Genomic DNA, 19,575 nt, shown 5'->3' with positions numbered 1-19,575 from the left:
TCGGAACAGTGACGGAGACCGGTAACTAATGAAGACGTTAATAAGCCCCATGGTGTGGTCAACAGCCGCGCCAAGGCCCACAGCGTGCGGGATTGGGGCCAGGGTTTCGAGTTCAACTTCAAGTCCGGCTACACCGATGGGCCGGTCGGTTTTGGCCTCGACCTGCAGGCGTTCTATGGCTTGAAACTGGACTCCGGTGGTGACCTCAACGACAAGAATCATCAAGGTCGCTACCCCGGCAGCATGTTCCCACTGGATAACGGCAAATCCGCCGACCAGTTCGGCGTACTTAGCCCTACGTTCAAGATGCGCTTCGCCAAGGATGAGCTGCGCGTCGGCACGCTGCACGGCAATAACCCGGTGCTGTCCAACACTGACGGCCGCCTGTACCACCAAACCAGTACCGGTGTGCAACTGGTGTCCAAGGACCTCAGCGACTTCACCTTCACCGGTGGCGATATCTTCAAGACCAAAATTCGTAATGAAACCGGCGACCAGGGCATGACCACCGCCGGCGGTATCCAAGAAAGTGATCGCTTCCTGTTCGGCGGTGCGGACTACACTGGCATCCAGAACACCACCGTCAGCCTGTGGAGGACTTTGCCGCGGCCGGCCTCTACGGTGATGGCACCAGCAAGGGCCGCATCAACCAGACCACCGCCAGCTTGCTTGAAAGCTACAGCCTGGACGGCCATACCGTCGGCCTGGGCATCCAGAAAAACAGCGGCGACAGTGATTTCCCATACCTCGATTCCGGCCTGAACAGTGGCGATGCTCGCCAGGGCCCAGGTTCAGGTGCCGACACCCCGGCACTGACCAACATGCAGTTGAACAAATTCCAGCACGCGGGCGAACGCACCTGGCTGGCGCAGTACAAATATGACTTCGGCAAGCTCGGTCTTACTGGCCTGACGTTCTCCGCCGCCTACGCTCACGGTGACGACATCCGCACCGCGCAGGGTGACACCAGCGAATGGGAACGCAACATTGCGGCGGCCTACCAAGTACCGACCGGCACCCTCAAAGGCCTGGGCGTGACCTGGAAAAACGCGCACGCCAGCCCGGACATTACCGGTGCCACCGTGCAAGATGAAAATCGCTTCTATGTCAGCTATGTCGTTCCACTCTGGTAGTAAATTGCTGTAAAACGGATGGGTATAGTTAAGCGATTCAGCGGGTTAAAAGGCCTGGAAATATCGTTACTTCCAGGCCTTACTGGCCCTAAGCCCAGAGAGGATTCGATGACGTATATTGCTGCCGAAAACCGCTATGAATCTATTCCCTACCGCCGCGTAGGCCGCAGTGGATTGGTGCTACCTGCACTGTCCTTGGGGCTGTGGCACAACTTTGGCGACAGCACCCCGATCGACACCCAGCGCGCTTTGCTGCGTACCGCCTTCGACCTGGGGATCAACCACTTCGACCTGGCCAACAACTACGGCCCGCCCTACGGCAGCGCCGAGATCAACTTCGGCCGTTTGCTGCGCGAAGACTTCAAGCATTACCGCGACGAGCTGATCATCTCCAGCAAAGCCGGTTGGGACATGTGGCCCGGTCCTTACGGCCAGGGCGGCGGTTCGCGCAAATACATACTGGCGAGCCTGGACCAGAGCCTGCAACGCCTGGGTGTCGACTACGTGGATATTTTCTACTCCCACCGTTTTGACCCCGACACCCCGCTGGAAGAAACCGCCAGCGCTCTCGCCACGGCCGTGCAACAGGGCAAGGCGTTGTACATCGGTATCTCGTCCTATTCCGGCGTGAAAACCCGCGAAATCGCAGCCTTGCTCAAAGAGTGGAAAGTGCCGCTGCTGATTCATCAGCCTGCCTACAACCTGCTTAACCGCTGGGTGGAAAAAGACCTGCTGGACACCACAGAAGAACTCGGTGCCGGGGTGATTGCGTTCACGCCGCTGGCTCAGGGCTTGCTCACCGACAAGTACCTCAATGGCGTGCCAGCGGATGCGCGGGTTAACCGCCCGGGTGGCAGCTCGTTACAGGCCAAGCACTTGTCTGAAGCCAACATCGCCCACGTGCGCGCTTTGAATGAAATCGCCAAGCGTCGTGGCCAGAGTTTGGCGCAACTGGCGCTGGCCTGGACCCTGCGCGACCCACGGGTGACCAGTGCGCTGATCGGCGCAAGCCGGCCCGAGCAGATCATCGAGAACGTCGGGGCGTTGAAGAACTTGAGCTTCAGTGCGCAGGAGTTGGCGGAAATTGATCGGTTTGCGCAGGAAGGCGGGATCAACTTGTGGGAAAAGCCATCCACGGCTGAATAATTTGGTACGACCCGGTCAATGTGGGAGGGATCAAGCCCCCTCCTACATTTGACTTTCAGTGTGGCGACTAGAACGGCACATCGCCCAAAATCGTTGCCCGATGCATCACCCGGCGCTGCGGCCGGTAGTCATCCACCGCGTAGTGTTGTGTCACGCGGTTATCCCAGAACGCCACATCATTCTCTTGCCACCGCCAGCGGATCGTGAACTCCGGGCGTGTTGCGTGAGCAAAAAGCAGCTTTAGAATGGCCTCGCTTTCCGCCGCCTCCAGCTCGTTGATCCTGGTGGTAAACCCCTCACTGACAAACAGCGACTTACGCCCACTCACCGGATGCGTGCGCACCACCGGGTGCGACAGCGGCGGATTTTTCTTGCGGGTTTCGTCCCAGCGCGTGAAGTCTTCGGCGGTGTTGCCAAAACGCTCCAGCGGGAAGGACTTGGTGAAGTCGTGGGTTGCCGTCAACCCGTTGAGCAGCACCTTCAACGGTTCGGACAACGCTTCATACGCCGCAATGCCGCTGGCCCACAAGGTATCGCCACCAAACGCCGGCAACAGCTTGGCGCTGAGCACCGCGCCCAGTGCCGGCGTGGGCAGGAAGGTCACGTCGGTATGCCACACGGCGTTGTCGCGCACGTCGGTCACGGCGGTATCGAGGATCAGCACTTCTGGCTGTTCTGGCACGTTGGGATAAATCGGATGAATATGCAGGTCGCCAAAATTCGCCGCGAACCGCGCCTGTTGTTGCGGGTTAATGGCCTGGTCTCTGAGGAACAGCACAGAGTGCTTGAGTAACGCCTGCTCGATGGCGTCGCGTTCTCCAGGGGGCAGCGGCTGGGTGATATCGACGCCACTGATCAGGGCGCCCAGAGCGGTGCTTATTGGTGTAACGGTCAGGCTGCTCATGCTGTTCTCTCTCAGTGTGCCTGGCCATGCCAAGGCACCCATTTACGCTGCAGGGCACGCAGGCCCATTTCCATGGCGAAGGCGATCAGCGCGATCACCAGAATCCCCAGCACCACCACATCGGTGACCAGAAACTGCGCCGCCGACTGCACCATGAAGCCCAACCCGCTGGTGGCCGCGATCAACTCTGCAGCGACCAATGTCGACCAGCCCACACCCAGGCCGATGCGCACACCGGTGAGAATGTCGGGCAGGGCGCTCGGCAGGATGACATGGCGAATCAACTGGGCACGGTTGGCGCCCAACGACTGCGCGGCACGCAGCTTGGCGAGGTCGACCGTGCGCACGCCGGTCGCGGTGGCGATGGCGATAGGTGCGAAGATCGCCAGATAAATCAGCAACACCTTGGACAGCTCGCCGATGCCGCACCAGATCACGATCAGCGGTAAATAAGCCAGCGGTGGAATCGGCCGGTAGAACTCGATCAGCGGGTCGAGAATGCCGCGCGCGATGCGGTTGGAACCGATGGCAATGCCCACCGGCACGGCGGTCAGCACCGCAAAACCGAGGCCCAGGCCGATACGCTGCAGGCTTGCGCCCAAGTGCTGCCACAAGGTGGCGTCCATGTAGCCGGTGGTCGCCAGCAGCCAGCCTTTTTGCAGCACAGCAGACGGAGGCGGCAGGAATAACGGTTCGATCAAGCCGGTGGCGGTCACCGCCCACCAGATCGCCAGCAAGACGACCAAGGTGAGTACGCTGACCCAACGTGTGCTCAGGCTGCGACGCACCGCAATAACCGCGTGCGCTGCCGGCTTGGCGGCGGTGGCGGGAAGTTCGTAGCTGCTCATGCGGACACCTGCCGTTGCGAGAACACGTGGCCCAGCACGTGTTCGCGGGTTTCGATAAAGCGCGGATCGGACTTGATCGCCCGCGCCGACTCACCGGCGGCGTAGCGCTGGCCGAAGTCCAGGTGCAGACGCTCGACGATCTGGCCGGGGTTGGGCGCCAGCAGGATCAAATCGGTGGCGAGGAACACCGCTTCTTCAATGTCGTGGGTTATCAGGAACACCGGCTTGGCCGTGCGCCGCCAGACTTGTAGGAGCAGTTCCTGCATGTGTTCGCGGGTAAAGGCGTCGAGGGCGCCGAAGGGTTCGTCCATCAGCAACACGCGTGGGTCTGCCGCCAGGGCGCGGGCCAGGCCCACACGTTGCCTCTGGCCGCCGGAAAGTTGCCAGATACGGCGGCTGTCGAAACCGGCGAGCTCAACCAGGGTGAGCATTTCCCGGGCGCGTACTTCACGTTGTGCCTTGGGCACGCCGGCCAGTTCGAGACCGAAACCGACGTTGGCCAGCACGTCCTGCCAAGGCAGCAGGGCATCGTCCTGGAACACCACGCCGCGTTCGGCGCTAGGGCCTTTGACCGGCACGCCATCGAGGGTGATGCGCCCGGCAGAAGGCTCGACGAAACCGGCAATCAGGTTCAACAGCGAAGTCTTGCCACTGCCGGACGGACCGAGGGCCACCAGCAATTGCTGGGGCCCAAGCTCGAGTGAAATGTCAGACAGTACCGGTTCTGTGGCGCCTGGGTACTGTGCGCTGATGCGCTCCAGTTGTAGCAAGGCCATCGCAATGAACTCCTGAATCAGTGGGTGATGAACTTGGCGCTGACGTAAGGGGCGTAGTCCGGCAGCACCGCGTCGACCTTTCCTTGTTCCTTGAGGAACGCAGCGGTGTCGGTCACAGCCTTGGTGATCGGTGCGCCCAGCAGGGTCAGTTGGTCAGCGGCCAGCGGGTAGACGTTGCCTTGCAGCAGCAGTGGGATGTCACTGGACTTGGCGCCGGAGAGCTTCACCAGTTTGTCGACGTTGCCTTTATCGGCGAGCCAGGCTTGGGGGTCTTTGCTGTATGCGGAGTAGGCATCCAGAGTGACTTTGGCGAAGGCCGTGACGATTTCCGGGTGCTTCTCGGCGAAATCCTTACGCACGATCCACGCATCGAAGGTCGGCGCGCCGAACTTGGCCAGTTCGCCGGAGGTGATCAGCACCTTGCCGTTTTCCTTGGCCACGCCCAAGGCTGGGTCCCACACGTAGGTGGCGTCGATGTCACCGCGTTTCCACGCGGCGATGATTGCCGGCGGCGCGAGGTTGAGGATGGTGACTTTCGCAGGGTCGATGTTCCAGTGCTTCAATGCGGCCAACAGGCTGTAGTGGCCGGTGGATACGAAGGGCACGGCGATTTTTTTGCCGATCAGGTCCTGAGGGTTGTTGATCCCTGAGCCGTTGCGAGCCACTAACGCTTCGGCGCCGCCGATTTGGGTGGCCACGAGGAAAGTTTCCACTGGAACTTTGCGGGTAACGGCAGCGGTCAGCGGGCTGGAGCCGAGGTAGCCGATCTGCACGTCGCCGGAGGCGATGGCGGCGATGATGTCGGCGCCATTGTCGAATTTGCGCCAGTCGATCTTGGCGCGGGTGGCTTTTTCATACGTGCCGTCGGCCTGGGCCACTTTCGCCGGGTCCACGGTGGTCTGATAAGCGATGGTCACATCCGCCGCCCGGGCAAACAGGCTGGCACCGGCCAGGGACAATGCGGCCAAGAGGCGCAGAGGGGTTAAACGTTTCAAGGGGGAGCTCCTCAATCAGGCGGCCGAGGGTCGGCGTGTGAGGAGACTAAATGATCTAAGAACTCGAAAATAAATAACTTTTTCGAATTAGCTTATGAGGAGAAAGGTGAAAGACGGTCTTCAGTCAACAGCGGGCAAATGTGGGAGGGGGTTTGCTCCCGATGGCGGTGGGCCAGTCAATGATAGATGACTGATAATCCGCTATCGGGAGCAAGCCCCCTCCCACATAAAGCCCATTCCCATGAGGAATTGAGCTCGGCTTTTTAGTTGCTGATCGCCAAGATGCTCGCCTGGTACGACCCGACAAACACATCAAAGTCGCCCACTTCGTTCTGCTCCAGCTCCGCCTGCTGCGCCAGCGAATTGTGCGCCAATTCTTCAAAGCGTGCCTGCTCTTGCGCCGGCAACGGCTCTTTACGGAAATATTCGGCGTGCACCTCGCTCTGGTGCAGGGAGAACTGCGCAAAACTCTCCTTACGTTCGGCCATCGCCGCCAACACCTGAGCGGACGGCGTCAGGGACGGATCCTTGACCTTGGCCAATTGAGCATCCAGCGCCTGGTTGTGCTCGGTGATGCCGTGGCTCTCATCAAGCAGCGCCGCCAGCGGCGCGATCTGCTCCAGCAACTCGGTGGCCCATTCCTTCATGTCCACAGGCTGGCCCTGACGCTGCAACTGCAGGCCCGGACGACGACCTTCCTTGACCACGCTGAGGAAGTTGGAGGTGGCATTGCCGCATTCGTTATTGGCGAACAGCGGGCTGTCGTTCAGCGCGCAGTACAGCAGGAACGCGTCGAGGAAACGCGACTGCGGCAGGTCGATGCCCATCGGCAGGAACGGGTTTATGTCCAGGCAGCGCACTTCGATGTACTGGATGCCGCGCGCCATCAGCGCCTGGATCGGCCGTTCGCCGGTGTAGGTCACGCGCTTTGGGCGGATATTGGAGTAGTACTCGTTTTCGATCTGCAGGATGTTGGTGTTGAGCTGAACCCACTCACCGTCCTTATGGGTGCCGACTTCGACGTAAGGCGCGTAGGGTGTTGCCACCGCTTCGCGCAGGCTGTCGGTGTAGCTGCTCAAATCGTTGTAGCACGGCGTCAAACCGGCCTGAGCGTTGCTCTGGTAACCCAGGTCACTCATGCGCAAGCTGGTGGCATAGGGCAGGTACAGGGTGTCGGCGTCCAGCACTTCCAACTGGTGTGAGCGGCCGCGCAGGAAACCGGCGTCCAGGGCCGGTGAGGCACCAAACAGGTACATCAGCAGCCAGCTGTAGCGGCGGAAGTTACGGATCAGTGCGATGTAGGCGGTGGACTGATAGTCGCGGTCGGTGCCGACGAAACCTTCTGTCTCCTTGAGCAACGGCCACAGCGCTTCCGGCAGGGAAAAGTTGTAGTGGATGCCGGCGATACACTGCATGGTCTTGCCGTAACGCAGTGCCAGGCCCTTGCGGTACACGTACTTGAGCTGCCCGATATTGGAGGTGCCGTAGTAGGCAATCGGAATATCTTCCTCGGCTGGCAACGGGCACGGCATAGAAGGGCTCCACAGGTACTCGTTGCCGAGCTTGCTGTAGGCAAAGCGATGGATCTTGTCCAGGCTGCTTAGGGTATCGGCCGGGTTCGGCAGGGCTGGGGTGATGAACTCCAGCAGCGACTCCGAGTAGTCGGTGGTGATCTGTTCATTGGTCAACGCGGCGCCCAAGGCTTCAGGGTGCGGCGTCTGCGCCAGACGACCCTCACTGGTGACGCGTAGGCATTCACGCTCGATGCCGTGCAAGCACTGCTCTAGCAGGGAGAGGTGTTCGCGCTTGCCGAGCAAGGCCAGGCGGCGGTTGAGAAGTTCGCTCAAGTTGGATTCCTTCACGCGTCAGTCGCCCCAATATGGGGGTGGGCAGGACGGTCTACAAGGGTGAAGTTGAAACTGGCGTGATCGCCTGGTTTTGAGTCGATTTGACCCGCTTTGAAAAAGCCTACTTCACTCCATGAATTGGGCTATAGCGCAGCAAGAAAATTCCGACGCTGTTGTCGCAGCGCCGAAATTAACTCAAATCGAGGGCGGGGAGCTAGAGGACAGCGAAGGTACCTTGTGCTTTTGCGATAAGTCTTTCGCCTTGATGCACATCGGCTTCGACCACCAGCGTGCGTCGGCCGGCGTGAATCACGCGGCTGACGCACAGCACATCGCCGTCTTCAACGGCGCGTATATAGTTGATTTTGCACTCGATGGTGGCGCTCTGCTGGTCGAAACCATGGGAGCTGGAGCATGCCAACCCCATGGTGATGTCTACCAGGCTGAAAATCGCCCCGCCATGGAGCTTGCCCGCGCGGTTGCGCAGCTGCGGCTCAAGGGTCAGGGCCACCTCGGCAACCCCTTCATCCAAGCGTTGCAGGCGGCAGCCGATCAGCTCGCTGAACGCGCTCTGGGTCAAGCCGACTGGAATTTCCATCAGCGCTTCTTCAACTGCTTGGCATTGGCGAACAGCGACGCCATAGCGTTGTTGCTCGGCGCTGCGGTGGCGGTTTCCTTCCGAGGTGCGTTGTTTTGCGACTGACGCGGCGCCGAACCTGGGCGTGCGCCACGGGCACCGTCGATTTTCTCGCCCGGGGTGTCGCTCATGCGCATCGACAGGCCGACGCGTTTGCGCGGGATGTCGACTTCCATGACCTTGACCTTGACCACGTCACCAGCTTTGACCGCTTCGCGAGGGTCCTTGATGAACTTCTCCGAAAGTGCGGAGATATGCACCAAACCGTCTTGATGCACGCCGATATCCACAAAGGCACCGAAATTGGTCACGTTGGTCACAACGCCTTCGAGGATCATGCCCAGTTGCAGGTCCTTTAGGTCTTCGACGCCGTCCTGGAACTCGGCGGTCTTGAACTCGGGACGCGGGTCGCGGCCAGGTTTTTCCAGCTCTTGCAGGATGTCGGTGATGGTCGGCACACCGAAGGTTTCGTCGGTGTACTTCTTCGGGTCCAGGCGCTTGAGGAACGCAGCGTCGCCGATCAGTGAGCGAATATCGCGGTCAGTCTCGGCGGCAATCCGTTGCACCAGCGGGTAGGCTTCCGGGTGAACTGCCGAGGCATCTAGCGGGTTATCGCCGTTCATTACTCGTAGGAAACCGGCCGCCTGTTCGAAGGTTTTTTCACCCAGTCGTGCGACTTTTTTCAGTGCCGCGCGGGTTTTGAACGCGCCGTTTTCGTCGCGGTGAGTGACGATGTTCTGCGCCAGTGTTGAATTGAGGCCGGAAATACGGGCCAGCAGCGCGACCGAGGCAGTGTTGACGTCCACGCCGACCTTGTTTACGCAGTCTTCCACCACCGCATCCAGGCCACGCGCCAGTTTCAGTTGCGACACGTCATGCTGGTACTGGCCGACGCCGATGGATTTAGGGTCGATCTTCACCAGCTCGGCCAGCGGGTCTTGCAGGCGGCGAGCAATGGAAACGGCGCCACGGATCGACACGTCGAGGTCGGGGAATTCCTTGGAAGCCAGCTCTGACGCCGAGTACACCGAAGCGCCCGCTTCGGAGACCATGACCTTGGTCATCTTCATGGCCGGGTATTTTTTGATCAGTTCGGCGGCCAACTTGTCGGTTTCCCGGCTGGCGGTGCCGTTGCCGATGGCGATCAGGTCCACCGAATGCTTGGCGCACAGGGCGGCCAGGATGGCCAGGGTCTGGTCCCACTTGTTGTGCGGCACATGCGGATACACGGTGGCGTGGTCCAACATCTTGCCGGTGGAGTCGACCACCGCGACCTTGCAACCGGTACGCAGGCCCGGGTCGAGGCCCAAGGTTGCGCGCGGGCCCGCCGGGGCGGCCAGCAGCAGGTCATGCAGGTTATGGGCGAAGACGTTGATCGCCTCGGCTTCGGCGCCGTCGCGCAACTCGCCGAGCAGATCGGTTTCCAGGTGGGTGTAGAGCTTGACCTTCCAGGTCCAGCGCACCACTTCACCGAGCCACTTGTCCGCAGGACGGTTCTGATTCTGGATGCCGAATTGTTGCCCGATCATGCCTTCGCACGGGTGCATGGTGCCTGGCAGTTCGTCACCGACTTTCAGTGCGGAGCTGAGAATGCCTTCGTTACGGCCACGGAAAATCGCCAGCGCACGGTGGGACGGCATGCTCTTGAGCGGTTCGTCGTGTTCAAAATAGTCGCGGAACTTGGCGCCTTCTTCCTCTTTGCCGGCAATGACACGGGCGCTGAGGGTGGCTTCCTGCTTGAGGTAGGTACGCAGCTTTTCCAGCAGGCTGGCGTTCTCGGCGAAGCGCTCCATCAGGATGTACTTGGCGCCTTCGAGGGCGGCCTTGACATCGGCGACGCCTTTGTCAGCATCAATGAAGCGTGCAGCTTCGGTTTCCGGGGTCAGCGATGGATCGTTGAACAGGCCGTCAGCCAGATCACCAAGGCCGGCTTCCAGGGCGATCTGGCCCTTGGTGCGGCGCTTCTGTTTGTACGGCAGGTAAAGGTCCTCGAGGCGAGTCTTGGTGTCGGCGAGCTTGATGTCGCGTTCCAATTGCGGCGTCAGCTTGCCTTGCTCCTCGATGCTGGCGAGGATGCTGACGCGCCGTTCGTCGAGTTCTCGCAGATAGCGTAGGCGCTCTTCCAGATGCCGCAACTGGATATCATCGAGGCTGCCGGTGACTTCTTTACGGTAACGGGCGATGAAGGGCACCGTGGAGCCTTCATCCAGTAGAGCGACGGCCGCTTCGACCTGTTGTGGGCGTACACCGAGTTCCTCGGCGATGCGGCTGTTGATGCTGTCCATAAAACCACCTGAATTCTGAAAGCAGCTCACAGGCCCGGAAAACAAGGCGTTGCGAGGCTGGTTGAGCGGCCCTTTCGGCGCCGCTGCCTGGGTCAAAAGGCAGCCTATTGACCCTCGAAATCGGAAAATTGCTGCCCGTCGCTGAAAAAACGAGTGAGGCAGTAAGCAGTAAAGTCTGACATTACCCTGCACAAAGGCGGCGCATTATAACCAGCGTTCCGACCCCCGTGGGGATTGCGCCGCAGGTTGCAAGGCAAGGGTTCGCTGGCGGTAGAGGAAAAATCTGCTAACAATGCACACGGTGCGTATAACGGCAGCTACGCCATAATGCGCGCCGAGATAAGAGGAGCATCTAATGAGCAGCACTGCACAAACTGCTGAAGGCGAAAAAATTCTCATCGTTGACGACGACCCGGGGCTGAGCAGCCTGCTGGAGCGCTTCTTCAACTCCAAGGGCTACCGTGCCCGCGCGGTGCCGAACACCGAGCAAATGGATCGCCTGTTGGGGCGTGAAGTGTTCAATCTGGTCGTGCTCGACCTGATGCTGCCGGGCGAAGACGGCCTCACCGCCTGCAAACGCCTGCGCGGTGCGAACAACCAGATTCCAATCATCATGTTAACCGCCAAGGGCGATGAGCTGAGCCGCATCAAGGGCCTCGAACTGGGCGCTGATGACTACCTGGCCAAACCGTTCAACCCGGACGAGCTGATGGCGCGGGTCAAAGCCGTATTGCGCCGCCAGGCAGCCCCGGTACCGGGCGCGCCAGGCAGCGAAGACGAAAGCGTCACCTTTGGTGACTACGAGCTGTCGCTGGCGACCCGTGAGCTCAAGCGTGGCGAAGAAGTGCACATGCTGACCACCGGTGAATTCGCCGTGCTCAAGGCTCTGGTGATGAACGCTCGCCAGCCGCTGACGCGCGACAAGTTGATGAACCTGGCCCGTGGTCGGGAATGGGACGCCTTGGAGCGCTCCATCGACGTGCAGATTTCCCGTCTGCGCCGGATGATCGAGCCGGACCCGTCCAAGCCGCGTTATATCCAGACGGTGTGGGGCGTGGGTTATGTGTTTGTGCCGGATGGCACTGCAACCAAGTAATCGATGATTTGCAGGCGCGGGCAGCCAGGCGTTTGACTCCCTGAGGGTCAACGGGCTGCCCGGCGTCTGCATGTCTGCGAGCGCCGCTCGTATATGCAAGGTGTCTGGCAGTCCCCTATGAAAACCCCGTTGTGGTTCCCGCAAAGTTTCTTCTCACGCACCCTTTGGCTGGTGCTGATCGTCGTTCTGTTTTCCAAGGCACTGACACTGGTTTATCTGCTGATGAACGAAGACGTGCTGGTGGACAGGCAGTACAGCCACGGCGTCGCCTTGACGCTGCGCGCCTATTGGGCGGCTGACCCTGAGAACCGCGAGAAGATCGCTAAGGCCGCAACCCTCGTGCGTGTGGCTGGCGCGGGTGTGCCGGAAGGGGAGCAGCATTGGCCCTACAGTGAGATTTACCAGCGCCAGATGCAGGCCGAGCTGGGTGAAGACACCGAGGTGCGGCTGCGTATGCATGTGTCGCCAGCGTTGTGGGTGCGGGCACCGAGCCTGGGGCAGGATTGGCTGAAGGTGCCGTTGTACCCGCACCCACTGCGGGGGCAGAAGATCTGGAACGTGCTGGGCTGGTTCCTGGCCATCGGGCTGCTTTCAACGGCGTCCGCGTGGATTTTCGTGCGCCAGCTCAACCAACCACTCAAACGCTTGGTATTTGCGGCTCGCCAACTGGGACAGGGCCGCAGCGTGCGCTTGCCGGTCAGTGATACACCCAGTGAGATGACTGAGGTTTACAGCGCCTTCAATCAGATGGCGGAAGATGTCGAGCAGGCCGGCCGCGAGCGCGAGCTGATGCTGGCGGGCGTGTCCCATGACCTGCGTACGCCGTTGACGCGACTGCGACTGTCCTTGGAGTTGATGGGTAACCACACCGACCTGACCGATGACATGGTGCGTGATATCGAGGACATGGACGCGATTCTCGACCAGTTTCTGGCGTTCATTCGTGACGGTCGCGATGAGGTGGTGGAGGAAGTCGACCTCACGGACCTGGTGCGCGAGGTCGTGGCACCCTATAACCAGAACGGCGAACAGGTGCGCATGCGTCTGGAGCCGATCCAGCCATTCGCGTTGCGTCGTGTATCGATGAAGCGCTTGCTGAACAACCTGATCGGCAATGCCTTGCACCATGCTGGTTCCGATGTGGAAGTGGCGGCGTATGTGTCCGGCGACAGTGCTGCGCCTTATGTGGTGTTGAGTGTGATGGACCGTGGCGCGGGTATCGACCCTGCGGAACTGGAAGGCATTTTCAACCCTTTCACCCGTGGCGACCGTGCCCGTGGTGGCAAGGGCACGGGCCTGGGCCTGGCGATTGTGCGGCGGATTGCCTCGATGCATGGCGGCAATGTTGAATTGCGCAATCGGGAGGCGGGAGGCCTGGAGGCGCGGGTTCGGTTGCCGCTTGGCCTGATGCTGCCGCGAGACGCGGTTTAACCAGTAACAGAAATCAAGTGTGGGAGCTGGCTTGACTGCGATAGCGGTGTATCAGTCAACGTATAGGTTGCTGGCCCACCGCTATCGCAGTCAAGCCAGCTCCCACACTGTTTTGTGGTGTTTGATAAATGAGCTGATTCAGCCCTTACCCTTGGTCCGCGTCATATTTGGCCCACCATTCTTCTCCAGGTGCTGAATGATGATCCCCGCCACATCCTTCCCGGTGGTGGTCTCAATCCCTTCCAGACCCGGCGAGGAATTCACCTCCATCACCAATGGCCCATGGTTTGACCGCAGGATATCCACGCCCGCCACCGCCAACCCCATCACTTTTGCGGCCCGCAGCGCGGTCATGCGTTCCTCCGGGGTGATCTTGATCAGGCTGGCACTGCCGCCACGGTGCAGGTTGGAGCGGAACTCCCCCGGCTTGGCCTGGCGCTTCATTGCCGCAATCACCTTGTCGCCCACCACGAAGCAGCGGATATCCGCACCGCCGGCCTCCTTGATGTATTCCTGCACCATAATGTTCTGCTTGAGGCCCATGAACGCCTCGATCACCGATTCCGCAGCAGTCGCGGTTTCACACAGCACCACACCGATGCCCTGGGTGCCTTCGAGCACTTTGATCACCAGCGGCGCGCCGTTGACCATGTCGATCAGGTCAGGGATGTCATCGGGGGAGTGGGCAAAACCGGTCACTGGCAGGCCGATCCCGCGCCGCGACAGCAACTGCAGCGAACGCAACTTGTCTCGTGAGCGCGCAATGGCCACCGATTCATTGAGGGGGAATACGCCCATCATTTCAAACTGGCGCAACACCGCGCAGCCGTAAAACGTCACTGAGGCACCGATACGCGGGATCACTGCATCAAAGCCTTCCAGAGGCTTGCCCCGGTAGTGGATCTGCGGCTTGTGGCTGGCAATGTTCATGTAGGCACGCAACGTGTCGATCACCACCATTTCGTGGCCACGTTCGGTGCCGGCCTCGACCAGGCGGCGGGTGGAATACAGACGCGGGTTTCGCGACAGCACAGCAATCTTCATGCAGCACCTGGGGTAGAAATAGTAGAGACCGGGAACACCGGCTTGTCTTGAACGTACTTGACGCCGGGACTGACCACCAAGTGGCCGTCAATCAGCGCCTTGGAACCCAGTAACAGGCGGTAACGCATGGCCTTGCGACAGGCGAGGGTGAATTCTACCCGCCACACCCGATCACCCAATGCGAGGGTGGTGCTGATCACATAGCGCACCTGCGCGTGGCCGTTGGAGCTCTTGATGGTTTTCATTGTCACCAGCGGCGCTTCGCAGCGGCGGTGACGCAGTTGCACCACGCTGCCCAGGTGCGCGGTAAAGCGCACCCACTTCTCACCGTCGCGTACAAATGGCTCGATATCGGTGGCGTGCAGGCTCGAGGTGCTGGCCCCGGTGTCGATCTTTGCGCGCAGGCCAGCCACTCCCAAGTCGGGAAGAGCCACCCACTCACGCAGACCCACAACGGTCAAATGGTCAAATGTCTTCAATATGGGTAACCGATCAGTTCGCCCAGGCGTGAGGTGGAACCTCGGCCAAGGCTTTAAATGCAGGCTTGGCGAACCAATAACCCTGCATCAGAAATATTCCGCAGTCGGATAGGAAGTCGCGCTCGCCGGCACTTTCGATGCCTTCGGCAATGACAGTAACGCCCAACTGCTCACAGATTGTGACAACCCCCTGGACGATTACCTGGCGGACACGATCTTGGTCGACGTCGCGAATCAGCGCCATGTCGAGTTTGATCAGGTCAGGTTGGAAATCGGCCAGCAGATTCAGCCCCGAATAGCCCGCGCCGAAATCGTCGATGGCGGTCTTGAAGCCGAATTCGCGGTATTCACGCAGAATATTGGTCAAATGGCGATAGTTATCTACGTGCTCGCTTTCCAGCGTTTCAAAAATCAGCTGGTTGAGCGGGAAATTATGTGCGCGGGCCGCCTCCAGGGTACTGCGAATGCACAGTTCCGGCCGGTACACGGCATTGGGCATGAAGTTGATCGAAAGATGGGTTTTCATCCCCAAAGCAGCGGCCCCGGCAATTGCCTGGGTACGACAACGCTGGTCAAAGCGGTAACGGTTGCTTTCGTTGACCAGGTCCAGCACCGACCAGGCCCCCTCGCCATGGATGCCCCGTACCAAGGCTTCGTGGGCGAAGATCGAGTGATCCCTAAGGTCTACGATAGGCTGATAGGCAAATGCAAAATCGAAACCCAGGGGCTCGCTTTGCTGGCAGCCCACGCAACGCTGGTTGGGCGAGGTGAGTGAGGCAGGGAAATCGGTCACGGCGTATCCTCGCAAAAACAGGGTGGTACCTGGCGTATCTTAGGTGAGCCTTGGGGTTTATGCGTCGAAGGGCTTCAACGGTAAAGTTGCGACATTTTTCAGAGCGAGGAATTCAAGTGGCTCAAAAGCAGGAAGAGGAAGAAAAAGTCCGTTTGGACAAGTGGCTGTGGGCAGCGCGTTTCTTTAAAACTCGTGCGCTGGCCAAGGCTGCCATTGAGAGTGGCAAAGTGCATCATCGCGGTGAGCGCTGCAAGCCGGGCAAAGAGCCTCGCGTGGGTGACGAGCTGCAGATTCGGGTGGGGTTTGATGAAAAGACTGTCGTGGTGCAGGCCCTGTCCGTTGTGCGTCGCGGTGCACCCGAAGCGCAGGCACTGTATACCGAAACCGAGGCCAGTATCGCCAAGCGCGAAAATGCGGCGGCCATGCGTAAGGCGGGCGCTACCGGCATGACCACCGATGGCAAACCGAGCAAGAAGCAGCGTCGCGATTTGTTCAAGTTTCGCGGCAGTGGCAATGATGATTGATTGCGCAAATCTCCAGCAAACAAGGAGATCAACTGTGGGAGCCGGCACGCCAGCTCCCACATGAGTAGGCGGTGTTACGCGGTAGTGCGCATGACGCTCAATCGCCCGACGATCGGCAGCTTACCCAGCAACCCGAAGATCGGCGCCGTCAGTCGCAGCAACCCATTCGACACCTTCGCCGCAAACGGCGTGTAGTAACCCCACCCCAGCGCCAACAACGCCAGCAACACGCCGCCGATGTAATCGTCCTGCCCCCAATGCGCACCCGCCACCAGCCGCGGCATCATGAATAGCAGCGCCAGGCCCCAGATCACCAGCACTTGGCCGATGCGCTTGGCAAATACCGTCATGAACATGCCCCAGATCAGCAGCACCGACGCATGATCGCCAGGGAAACTCTGACCCGAACGGTCCTTCAGCTCCCAGGTTTTCTCCAATCCTGGGAAATAGTCGCTCATGTGAATCGCGCCACTGATCACCATCGACGGGCTGCTGTGTTGCCAGCCCATCTGCGCGGCAAGCTTGGAGAACAGCAGGCGGATAAACAGCAACAGCAGCAGAATGCCAAGGAAACCAAAGAACGCCTGGCGTACCTGGACGGCCTTGAACACCCAGTCACCGCGAATCAGCAGCGCCAGCAAAATCACCCCGACCACCGCATCAAAAGGCCGCAAGCTCGCTACTGCCCACACATGCAACCATGCCGAATTGCTCGCCAGTGGGTCATTGAGCAGATGAAACAACCATTCGTCGAAAATCACACACAGCATTTGGCCCGTGGGCCACAGCCAAAAACACAGCAGTCCGATAGCGACTAGATTGCACAGAGCCCATCGCCGGAGGTTCCACTTGGCTTGGAACAAACCCGGATTGTTCATAAACTGTCCCTCTTCGCTCTATTTTGCTCTCCGTTTCCAGCAGAAAGCCGCACCAATGTGGTGCTAAAGCGGTTAATTTTATAAACCTTGTAATCAATTTGTCATCAATTCAGATACCCAGACCTATGACTGATCTACCGGATACCGACTTCACCCAACGCTTCATCTTCGACGAGAACGACGCTCGCGGCGAACTGGTCTCGCTGGAGCGTAGCTATGCCGAAGTCCTCGCCAAGCACCCCTATCCGGAGCCGGTCGCGCAGTTGCTCGGTGAGCTGATGGCAGCGGCATCGCTGCTGGTGGGCACCATGAAGTTCGACGGTTTGCTGATTTTGCAGGCGCGCTCCGAAGGTCCGGTGCCGATGCTGATGATTGAGTGCTCCAGCGAGCGCGAAATCCGTGGCCTGGCCCGTTACGACGCCGATTTGATCAAGCCGGATGCTACGCTGTCCGACTTGATGGCCAACGGCGTGCTGGCGATCACCGTCGACCCGACTGAAGGGCAGCGCTACCAGGGCATCGTCGACCTCGACGGCGAGACCTTGTCGGACTGCTTCACCAACTATTTCGTGATGTCCCAGCAGGTCGGCACCAAGTTCTGGCTGAATGCCAACGGCAAGCGCGCCCGTGGCCTGCTGCTGCAGCAACTGCCGGCCGACCGCATCAAGGACGACGATGAGCGCACCGATAGCTGGCGCAAACTCACCGCTCTGGCCGGCACCCTGACCGCTGAAGAGCTGCTGGGCCTGGACAACGAAACCATTCTGCACCGCCTGTACCACGAAGAAGCCGTGCGCCTGTTTGATGCACAGGGTCTGCGCTTCCGTTGCAGCTGCTCGCGCGAGCGTTCGGCGAACGCCTTGGTCAGCCTGGGGCTGGAAGATGCGCAGAACCTGGTGGTGGAACACGGGGGCAATATCGAGATCGACTGCCAGTTCTGTAACCAGCGTTACCTGTTCGACGCCGCCGATGTCGCCCAATTATTCGCCGGTGCGGGCATCGACACCCCTTCTGACACCCGCCACTAAAACGTTTAAGCACAGGTAAATCACCTGACAAACGCCGGATTAGCGCAGTTCTGACGGGAGGGCCCTACTATTTTTGGGCTTTTCTGGCATAATCCGGCCCACTTTTTTCGCGGTAGTAGTGCGCAACTTTCTACTACAAAACGTTTGGAGCACTCGGCCATAGGCCGACGGGGAACCTCATGACGCAAGCCAATAACGCCGTATACACCGATCTGAGTGTTGACGATCTGGTCAAAGAAGCCCTGCAGCGCGGTGAAGGCGTGCTTGCCGATACTGGCGCGCTGGTCGTAGAAACCGGTCACCGTACCGGCCGTTCTCCGGTCGACCGTTTCATCGTTGAAGAGCCCTCCACCCAGGACGCTATCGCCTGGGGCCCGATCAACCGCAAGTTCCCGGCCGACAAGTTCGACGCCCTGTGGGCTCGCGTTGAGGCTTTCAACAACGCGCAAGAGCATTTCGTTTCCCACGTTCACGTAGGGGCTGCAGATGACCACTACCTGGCCGTGAAAATGACTACCCAGACGGCCTGGCAGAACCTGTTCGGTCGTTGCCTGTTCATCAACCCGGCCCAGTACAACCCAGCCGGTCGTGATGAGTGGCAAGTGCTCAACGTAGCCAACTTTGAGTGCGTGCCAGAGCGTGACGGCACCAATTCCGATGGTTGCGTGATCCTCAACTTCGCACAGAAAAAAGTCCTGATCGCCGGCATGCGTTACGCCGGTGAAATGAAAAAAGCCATGTTCTCGGTGCAGAACTTCCTGCTGCCGGCTGCCGACGTACTGCCAATGCACTGCGCCGCCAACATCGGCGAAGCGGGCGACGTGACCCTGTTCTTCGGCCTGTCGGGCACTGGTAAAACCACTCTGTCGGCTGACGAAAGCCGTTACCTGATCGGTGACGACGAACACGGCTGGGGCGAAGGCGTGGTGTTCAACATCGAAGGTGGTTGCTATGCCAAGTGCATCGACCTCTCCGAGAAGAACGAGCCGGTTATCTGGAAAGCTATCAAGCACGGCACCGTGCTCGAAAACGTAGTGATCGACGATGCCAAGCACGCCGATTACACCAACGTCAGCCTGACCCAGAATAGCCGCGCCGCCTATCCGCTGGAGCACGTTGCCAAGCGTTCCGAGAAGAACCTCGGCGGCGAGCCAAACGCTGTGATCTTCCTGACCTGCGACCTGACCGGCGTGCTGCCGCCCGTCTCGATTCTCAGCGAAGAACAAGCGGCCTACCACTTCCTGTCCGGCTACACCGCGCTGGTGGGCTCGACCGAAATGGGTTCCGGCAGCGGCATCAAGTCGACCTTCTCCACCTGCTTCGGCGCGCCATTCTTCCCACGCCCGGCCGGTGAATACGCAGAACTGCTGATCAAGCGCGTGCGCGGCTTCGGCTCCAAGGTCTACCTGGTCAACACCGGCTGGACCGGCGGTGGCTACGGCGTCGGCAAACGCTTCAACATCCCGACCACTCGCGGCGTCATCGCAGCGATCCAGAGCGGCGCGTTGATCGGTGCGCAAACCGAACACCTCGACACCATCAACCTCGACGTGCCATTGGCCGTACCAGGCGTTGAGACTGGCCTGTTGAACCCACGTAACACCTGGGCCGACAAGGCTGCTTACGACGAAGCGGCGAAAGCGCTGGCGGCTCTGTTCATCGAGAACTTCAAGAAGTTTGAAGTGAGCGATTCGATCAAGGCGGCTGGGCCTAAGTTGTAAGGCTCGGTTG

General features: G+C 59.9%; 17 protein-coding genes and 1 pseudogene. 7 read left to right on the top strand and 11 right to left on the bottom strand.

All coding sequences use genetic code 11. The features are described 5' to 3' along the window. Positions 1–54 precede the first annotated feature (54 nt). Together FW764_RS10075 and mgrA are read left to right on the top strand one after the other, a co-directional pair. Positions 55–1,133, top strand: a pseudogene (locus tag FW764_RS10075) (OprD family outer membrane porin); the annotation flags it as partial. Between the two features lie 108 nt (positions 1,134–1,241). Then, on the top strand, positions 1,242–2,279 hold the full coding sequence (mgrA, locus tag FW764_RS10070) for an L-glyceraldehyde 3-phosphate reductase (protein ID WP_446433794.1): 1,038 nt from the start codon (positions 1,242–1,244) through the stop codon (positions 2,277–2,279). Between the two features lie 67 nt (positions 2,280–2,346). Here mgrA and tauD read toward each other — a convergent pair whose 3' ends face one another. The 7 genes from tauD to FW764_RS10035 all read right to left on the bottom strand — a co-directional run bounded on the left by tauD (position 2,347) and on the right by FW764_RS10035 (position 10,571). Further along, entirely contained in the window at positions 2,347–3,183 is an 837-nt protein-coding gene (gene tauD / locus FW764_RS10065; RefSeq protein WP_446433793.1) for a taurine dioxygenase, read from the bottom strand. Positions 3,184–3,194: 11 nt separating this feature from the next. Further along, a complete protein-coding gene (gene tauC / locus FW764_RS10060; RefSeq protein ID WP_446433792.1) occupies positions 3,195–4,031 on the bottom strand; it encodes a taurine ABC transporter permease TauC in 837 nt (278 codons plus the stop codon). Further along, positions 4,028–4,807, bottom strand: a complete 780-nt coding sequence (tauB, locus tag FW764_RS10055; RefSeq protein WP_446433791.1) for a taurine ABC transporter ATP-binding subunit — start codon at positions 4,805–4,807, stop codon at positions 4,028–4,030. Before tauB ends, tauC begins: the two co-directional genes overlap by 4 nt. A gap of 17 nt (positions 4,808–4,824) precedes the next feature. Continuing rightward, a complete protein-coding gene (gene tauA / locus FW764_RS10050; protein ID WP_446433790.1) occupies positions 4,825–5,802 on the bottom strand; it encodes a taurine ABC transporter substrate-binding protein in 978 nt (325 codons plus the stop codon). A gap of 263 nt (positions 5,803–6,065) precedes the next feature. Beyond that, positions 6,066–7,649: a glutamate--cysteine ligase gene (gene gshA, locus FW764_RS10045; RefSeq protein WP_446433789.1), complete on the bottom strand. Its 1,584-nt coding sequence runs from the start codon at positions 7,647–7,649 to the stop codon at positions 6,066–6,068. A gap of 214 nt (positions 7,650–7,863) precedes the next feature. Next, positions 7,864–8,247, bottom strand: a complete 384-nt coding sequence (locus tag FW764_RS10040) for a PaaI family thioesterase (protein ID WP_446433788.1) — start codon at positions 8,245–8,247, stop codon at positions 7,864–7,866. Then, complete coding sequence (locus FW764_RS10035; RefSeq protein ID WP_446433787.1) at positions 8,247–10,571, bottom strand: Tex family protein; 2,325 nt, start codon at positions 10,569–10,571, stop codon at positions 8,247–8,249. Before FW764_RS10035 ends, FW764_RS10040 begins: the two co-directional genes overlap by 1 nt. A gap of 355 nt (positions 10,572–10,926) precedes the next feature. Here FW764_RS10035 and ompR point away from each other — a divergent pair, with 355 nt between their 5' ends. Further along, a complete protein-coding gene (ompR, locus tag FW764_RS10030) occupies positions 10,927–11,667 on the top strand; it encodes an osmolarity response regulator transcription factor OmpR (protein WP_053255745.1) in 741 nt (246 codons plus the stop codon). 117 nt (positions 11,668–11,784) lie between these two features. After that, positions 11,785–13,098: an ATP-binding protein gene (locus tag FW764_RS10025; protein ID WP_446433786.1), complete on the top strand. Its 1,314-nt coding sequence runs from the start codon at positions 11,785–11,787 to the stop codon at positions 13,096–13,098. A gap of 138 nt (positions 13,099–13,236) precedes the next feature. Here FW764_RS10025 and rimK read toward each other — a convergent pair whose 3' ends face one another. Genes rimK through rimA form a run of 3 tightly spaced genes read right to left on the bottom strand, consistent with a single transcriptional unit; the run spans position 13,237 to position 15,414 of the window. Next, positions 13,237–14,142, bottom strand: coding sequence for a 30S ribosomal protein S6--L-glutamate ligase (rimK, locus tag FW764_RS10020; protein ID WP_025855543.1), 906 nt, complete (start codon positions 14,140–14,142; stop codon positions 13,237–13,239). Beyond that, positions 14,139–14,621, bottom strand: coding sequence for a retropepsin-like aspartic endopeptidase RimB (rimB, locus tag FW764_RS10015; RefSeq protein ID WP_446433785.1), 483 nt, complete (start codon positions 14,619–14,621; stop codon positions 14,139–14,141). Before rimB ends, rimK begins: the two co-directional genes overlap by 4 nt. A gap of 13 nt (positions 14,622–14,634) precedes the next feature. Further along, positions 14,635–15,414, bottom strand: a complete 780-nt coding sequence (gene rimA / locus FW764_RS10010) for a S6 modification regulatory phosphodiesterase RimA (RefSeq protein WP_446433784.1) — start codon at positions 15,412–15,414, stop codon at positions 14,635–14,637. A gap of 116 nt (positions 15,415–15,530) precedes the next feature. On the opposite strand from rimA, the gene FW764_RS10005 reads away from it, so the two are divergent. Then, positions 15,531–15,938 carry an RNA-binding S4 domain-containing protein gene (locus FW764_RS10005; RefSeq protein ID WP_159953663.1) on the top strand — a complete coding sequence of 136 codons (408 nt, stop codon included), beginning with the start codon at positions 15,531–15,533 and terminating at the stop codon, positions 15,936–15,938. Positions 15,939–16,012: 74 nt separating this feature from the next. On the opposite strand, the gene FW764_RS10000 is transcribed toward FW764_RS10005, so the two are convergent. Continuing rightward, positions 16,013–16,816 carry a phosphatase PAP2 family protein gene (locus FW764_RS10000; RefSeq protein ID WP_446433783.1) on the bottom strand — a complete coding sequence of 268 codons (804 nt, stop codon included), beginning with the start codon at positions 16,814–16,816 and terminating at the stop codon, positions 16,013–16,015. Positions 16,817–16,941: 125 nt separating this feature from the next. Between FW764_RS10000 and hslO the strand changes: the two genes are divergently transcribed. Next, the gene (hslO, locus tag FW764_RS09995) at positions 16,942–17,844 is read left to right on the top strand and encodes an Hsp33 family molecular chaperone HslO (protein ID WP_446433782.1); all 903 of its coding nucleotides are present in this window, start codon (positions 16,942–16,944) and stop codon (positions 17,842–17,844) included. Positions 17,845–18,023: 179 nt separating this feature from the next. Further along, complete coding sequence (locus tag FW764_RS09990; protein ID WP_446433781.1) at positions 18,024–19,565, top strand: phosphoenolpyruvate carboxykinase; 1,542 nt, start codon at positions 18,024–18,026, stop codon at positions 19,563–19,565. The last annotated feature ends 10 nt before the right edge of the window (positions 19,566–19,575 follow it).

Source organism: Pseudomonas sp. 1152_12, assembly GCF_052850675.1.
This window is presented reverse-complemented; position numbering and strand designations above follow the sequence as displayed.

Bases quoted from the DNA above. Each gene is read 5' to 3' on its own strand.
- mgrA (WP_446433794.1), top strand. From the start codon at position 1,242: ATGACGTATATTGCTGCCGAAAACCGCTATGAATCTATTCCCTACCGC.
- tauD (WP_446433793.1), bottom strand. From the start codon at position 3,183: ATGAGCAGCCTGACCGTTACACCAATAAGCACCGCTCTGGGCGCCCTG.
- tauC (WP_446433792.1), bottom strand. From the start codon at position 4,031: ATGAGCAGCTACGAACTTCCCGCCACCGCCGCCAAGCCGGCAGCGCAC.
- tauB (WP_446433791.1), bottom strand. From the start codon at position 4,807: ATGGCCTTGCTACAACTGGAGCGCATCAGCGCACAGTACCCAGGCGCC.
- FW764_RS10040 (WP_446433788.1), bottom strand. From the start codon at position 8,247: ATGGAAATTCCAGTCGGCTTGACCCAGAGCGCGTTCAGCGAGCTGATC.
- FW764_RS10035 (WP_446433787.1), bottom strand. From the start codon at position 10,571: ATGGACAGCATCAACAGCCGCATCGCCGAGGAACTCGGTGTACGCCCA.
- ompR (WP_053255745.1), top strand. From the start codon at position 10,927: ATGAGCAGCACTGCACAAACTGCTGAAGGCGAAAAAATTCTCATCGTT.
- FW764_RS10025 (WP_446433786.1), top strand. From the start codon at position 11,785: ATGAAAACCCCGTTGTGGTTCCCGCAAAGTTTCTTCTCACGCACCCTT.
- rimK (WP_025855543.1), bottom strand. From the start codon at position 14,142: ATGAAGATTGCTGTGCTGTCGCGAAACCCGCGTCTGTATTCCACCCGC.
- FW764_RS10000 (WP_446433783.1), bottom strand. From the start codon at position 16,816: ATGAACAATCCGGGTTTGTTCCAAGCCAAGTGGAACCTCCGGCGATGG.
- hslO (WP_446433782.1), top strand. From the start codon at position 16,942: ATGACTGATCTACCGGATACCGACTTCACCCAACGCTTCATCTTCGAC.
- FW764_RS09990 (WP_446433781.1), top strand. From the start codon at position 18,024: ATGACGCAAGCCAATAACGCCGTATACACCGATCTGAGTGTTGACGAT.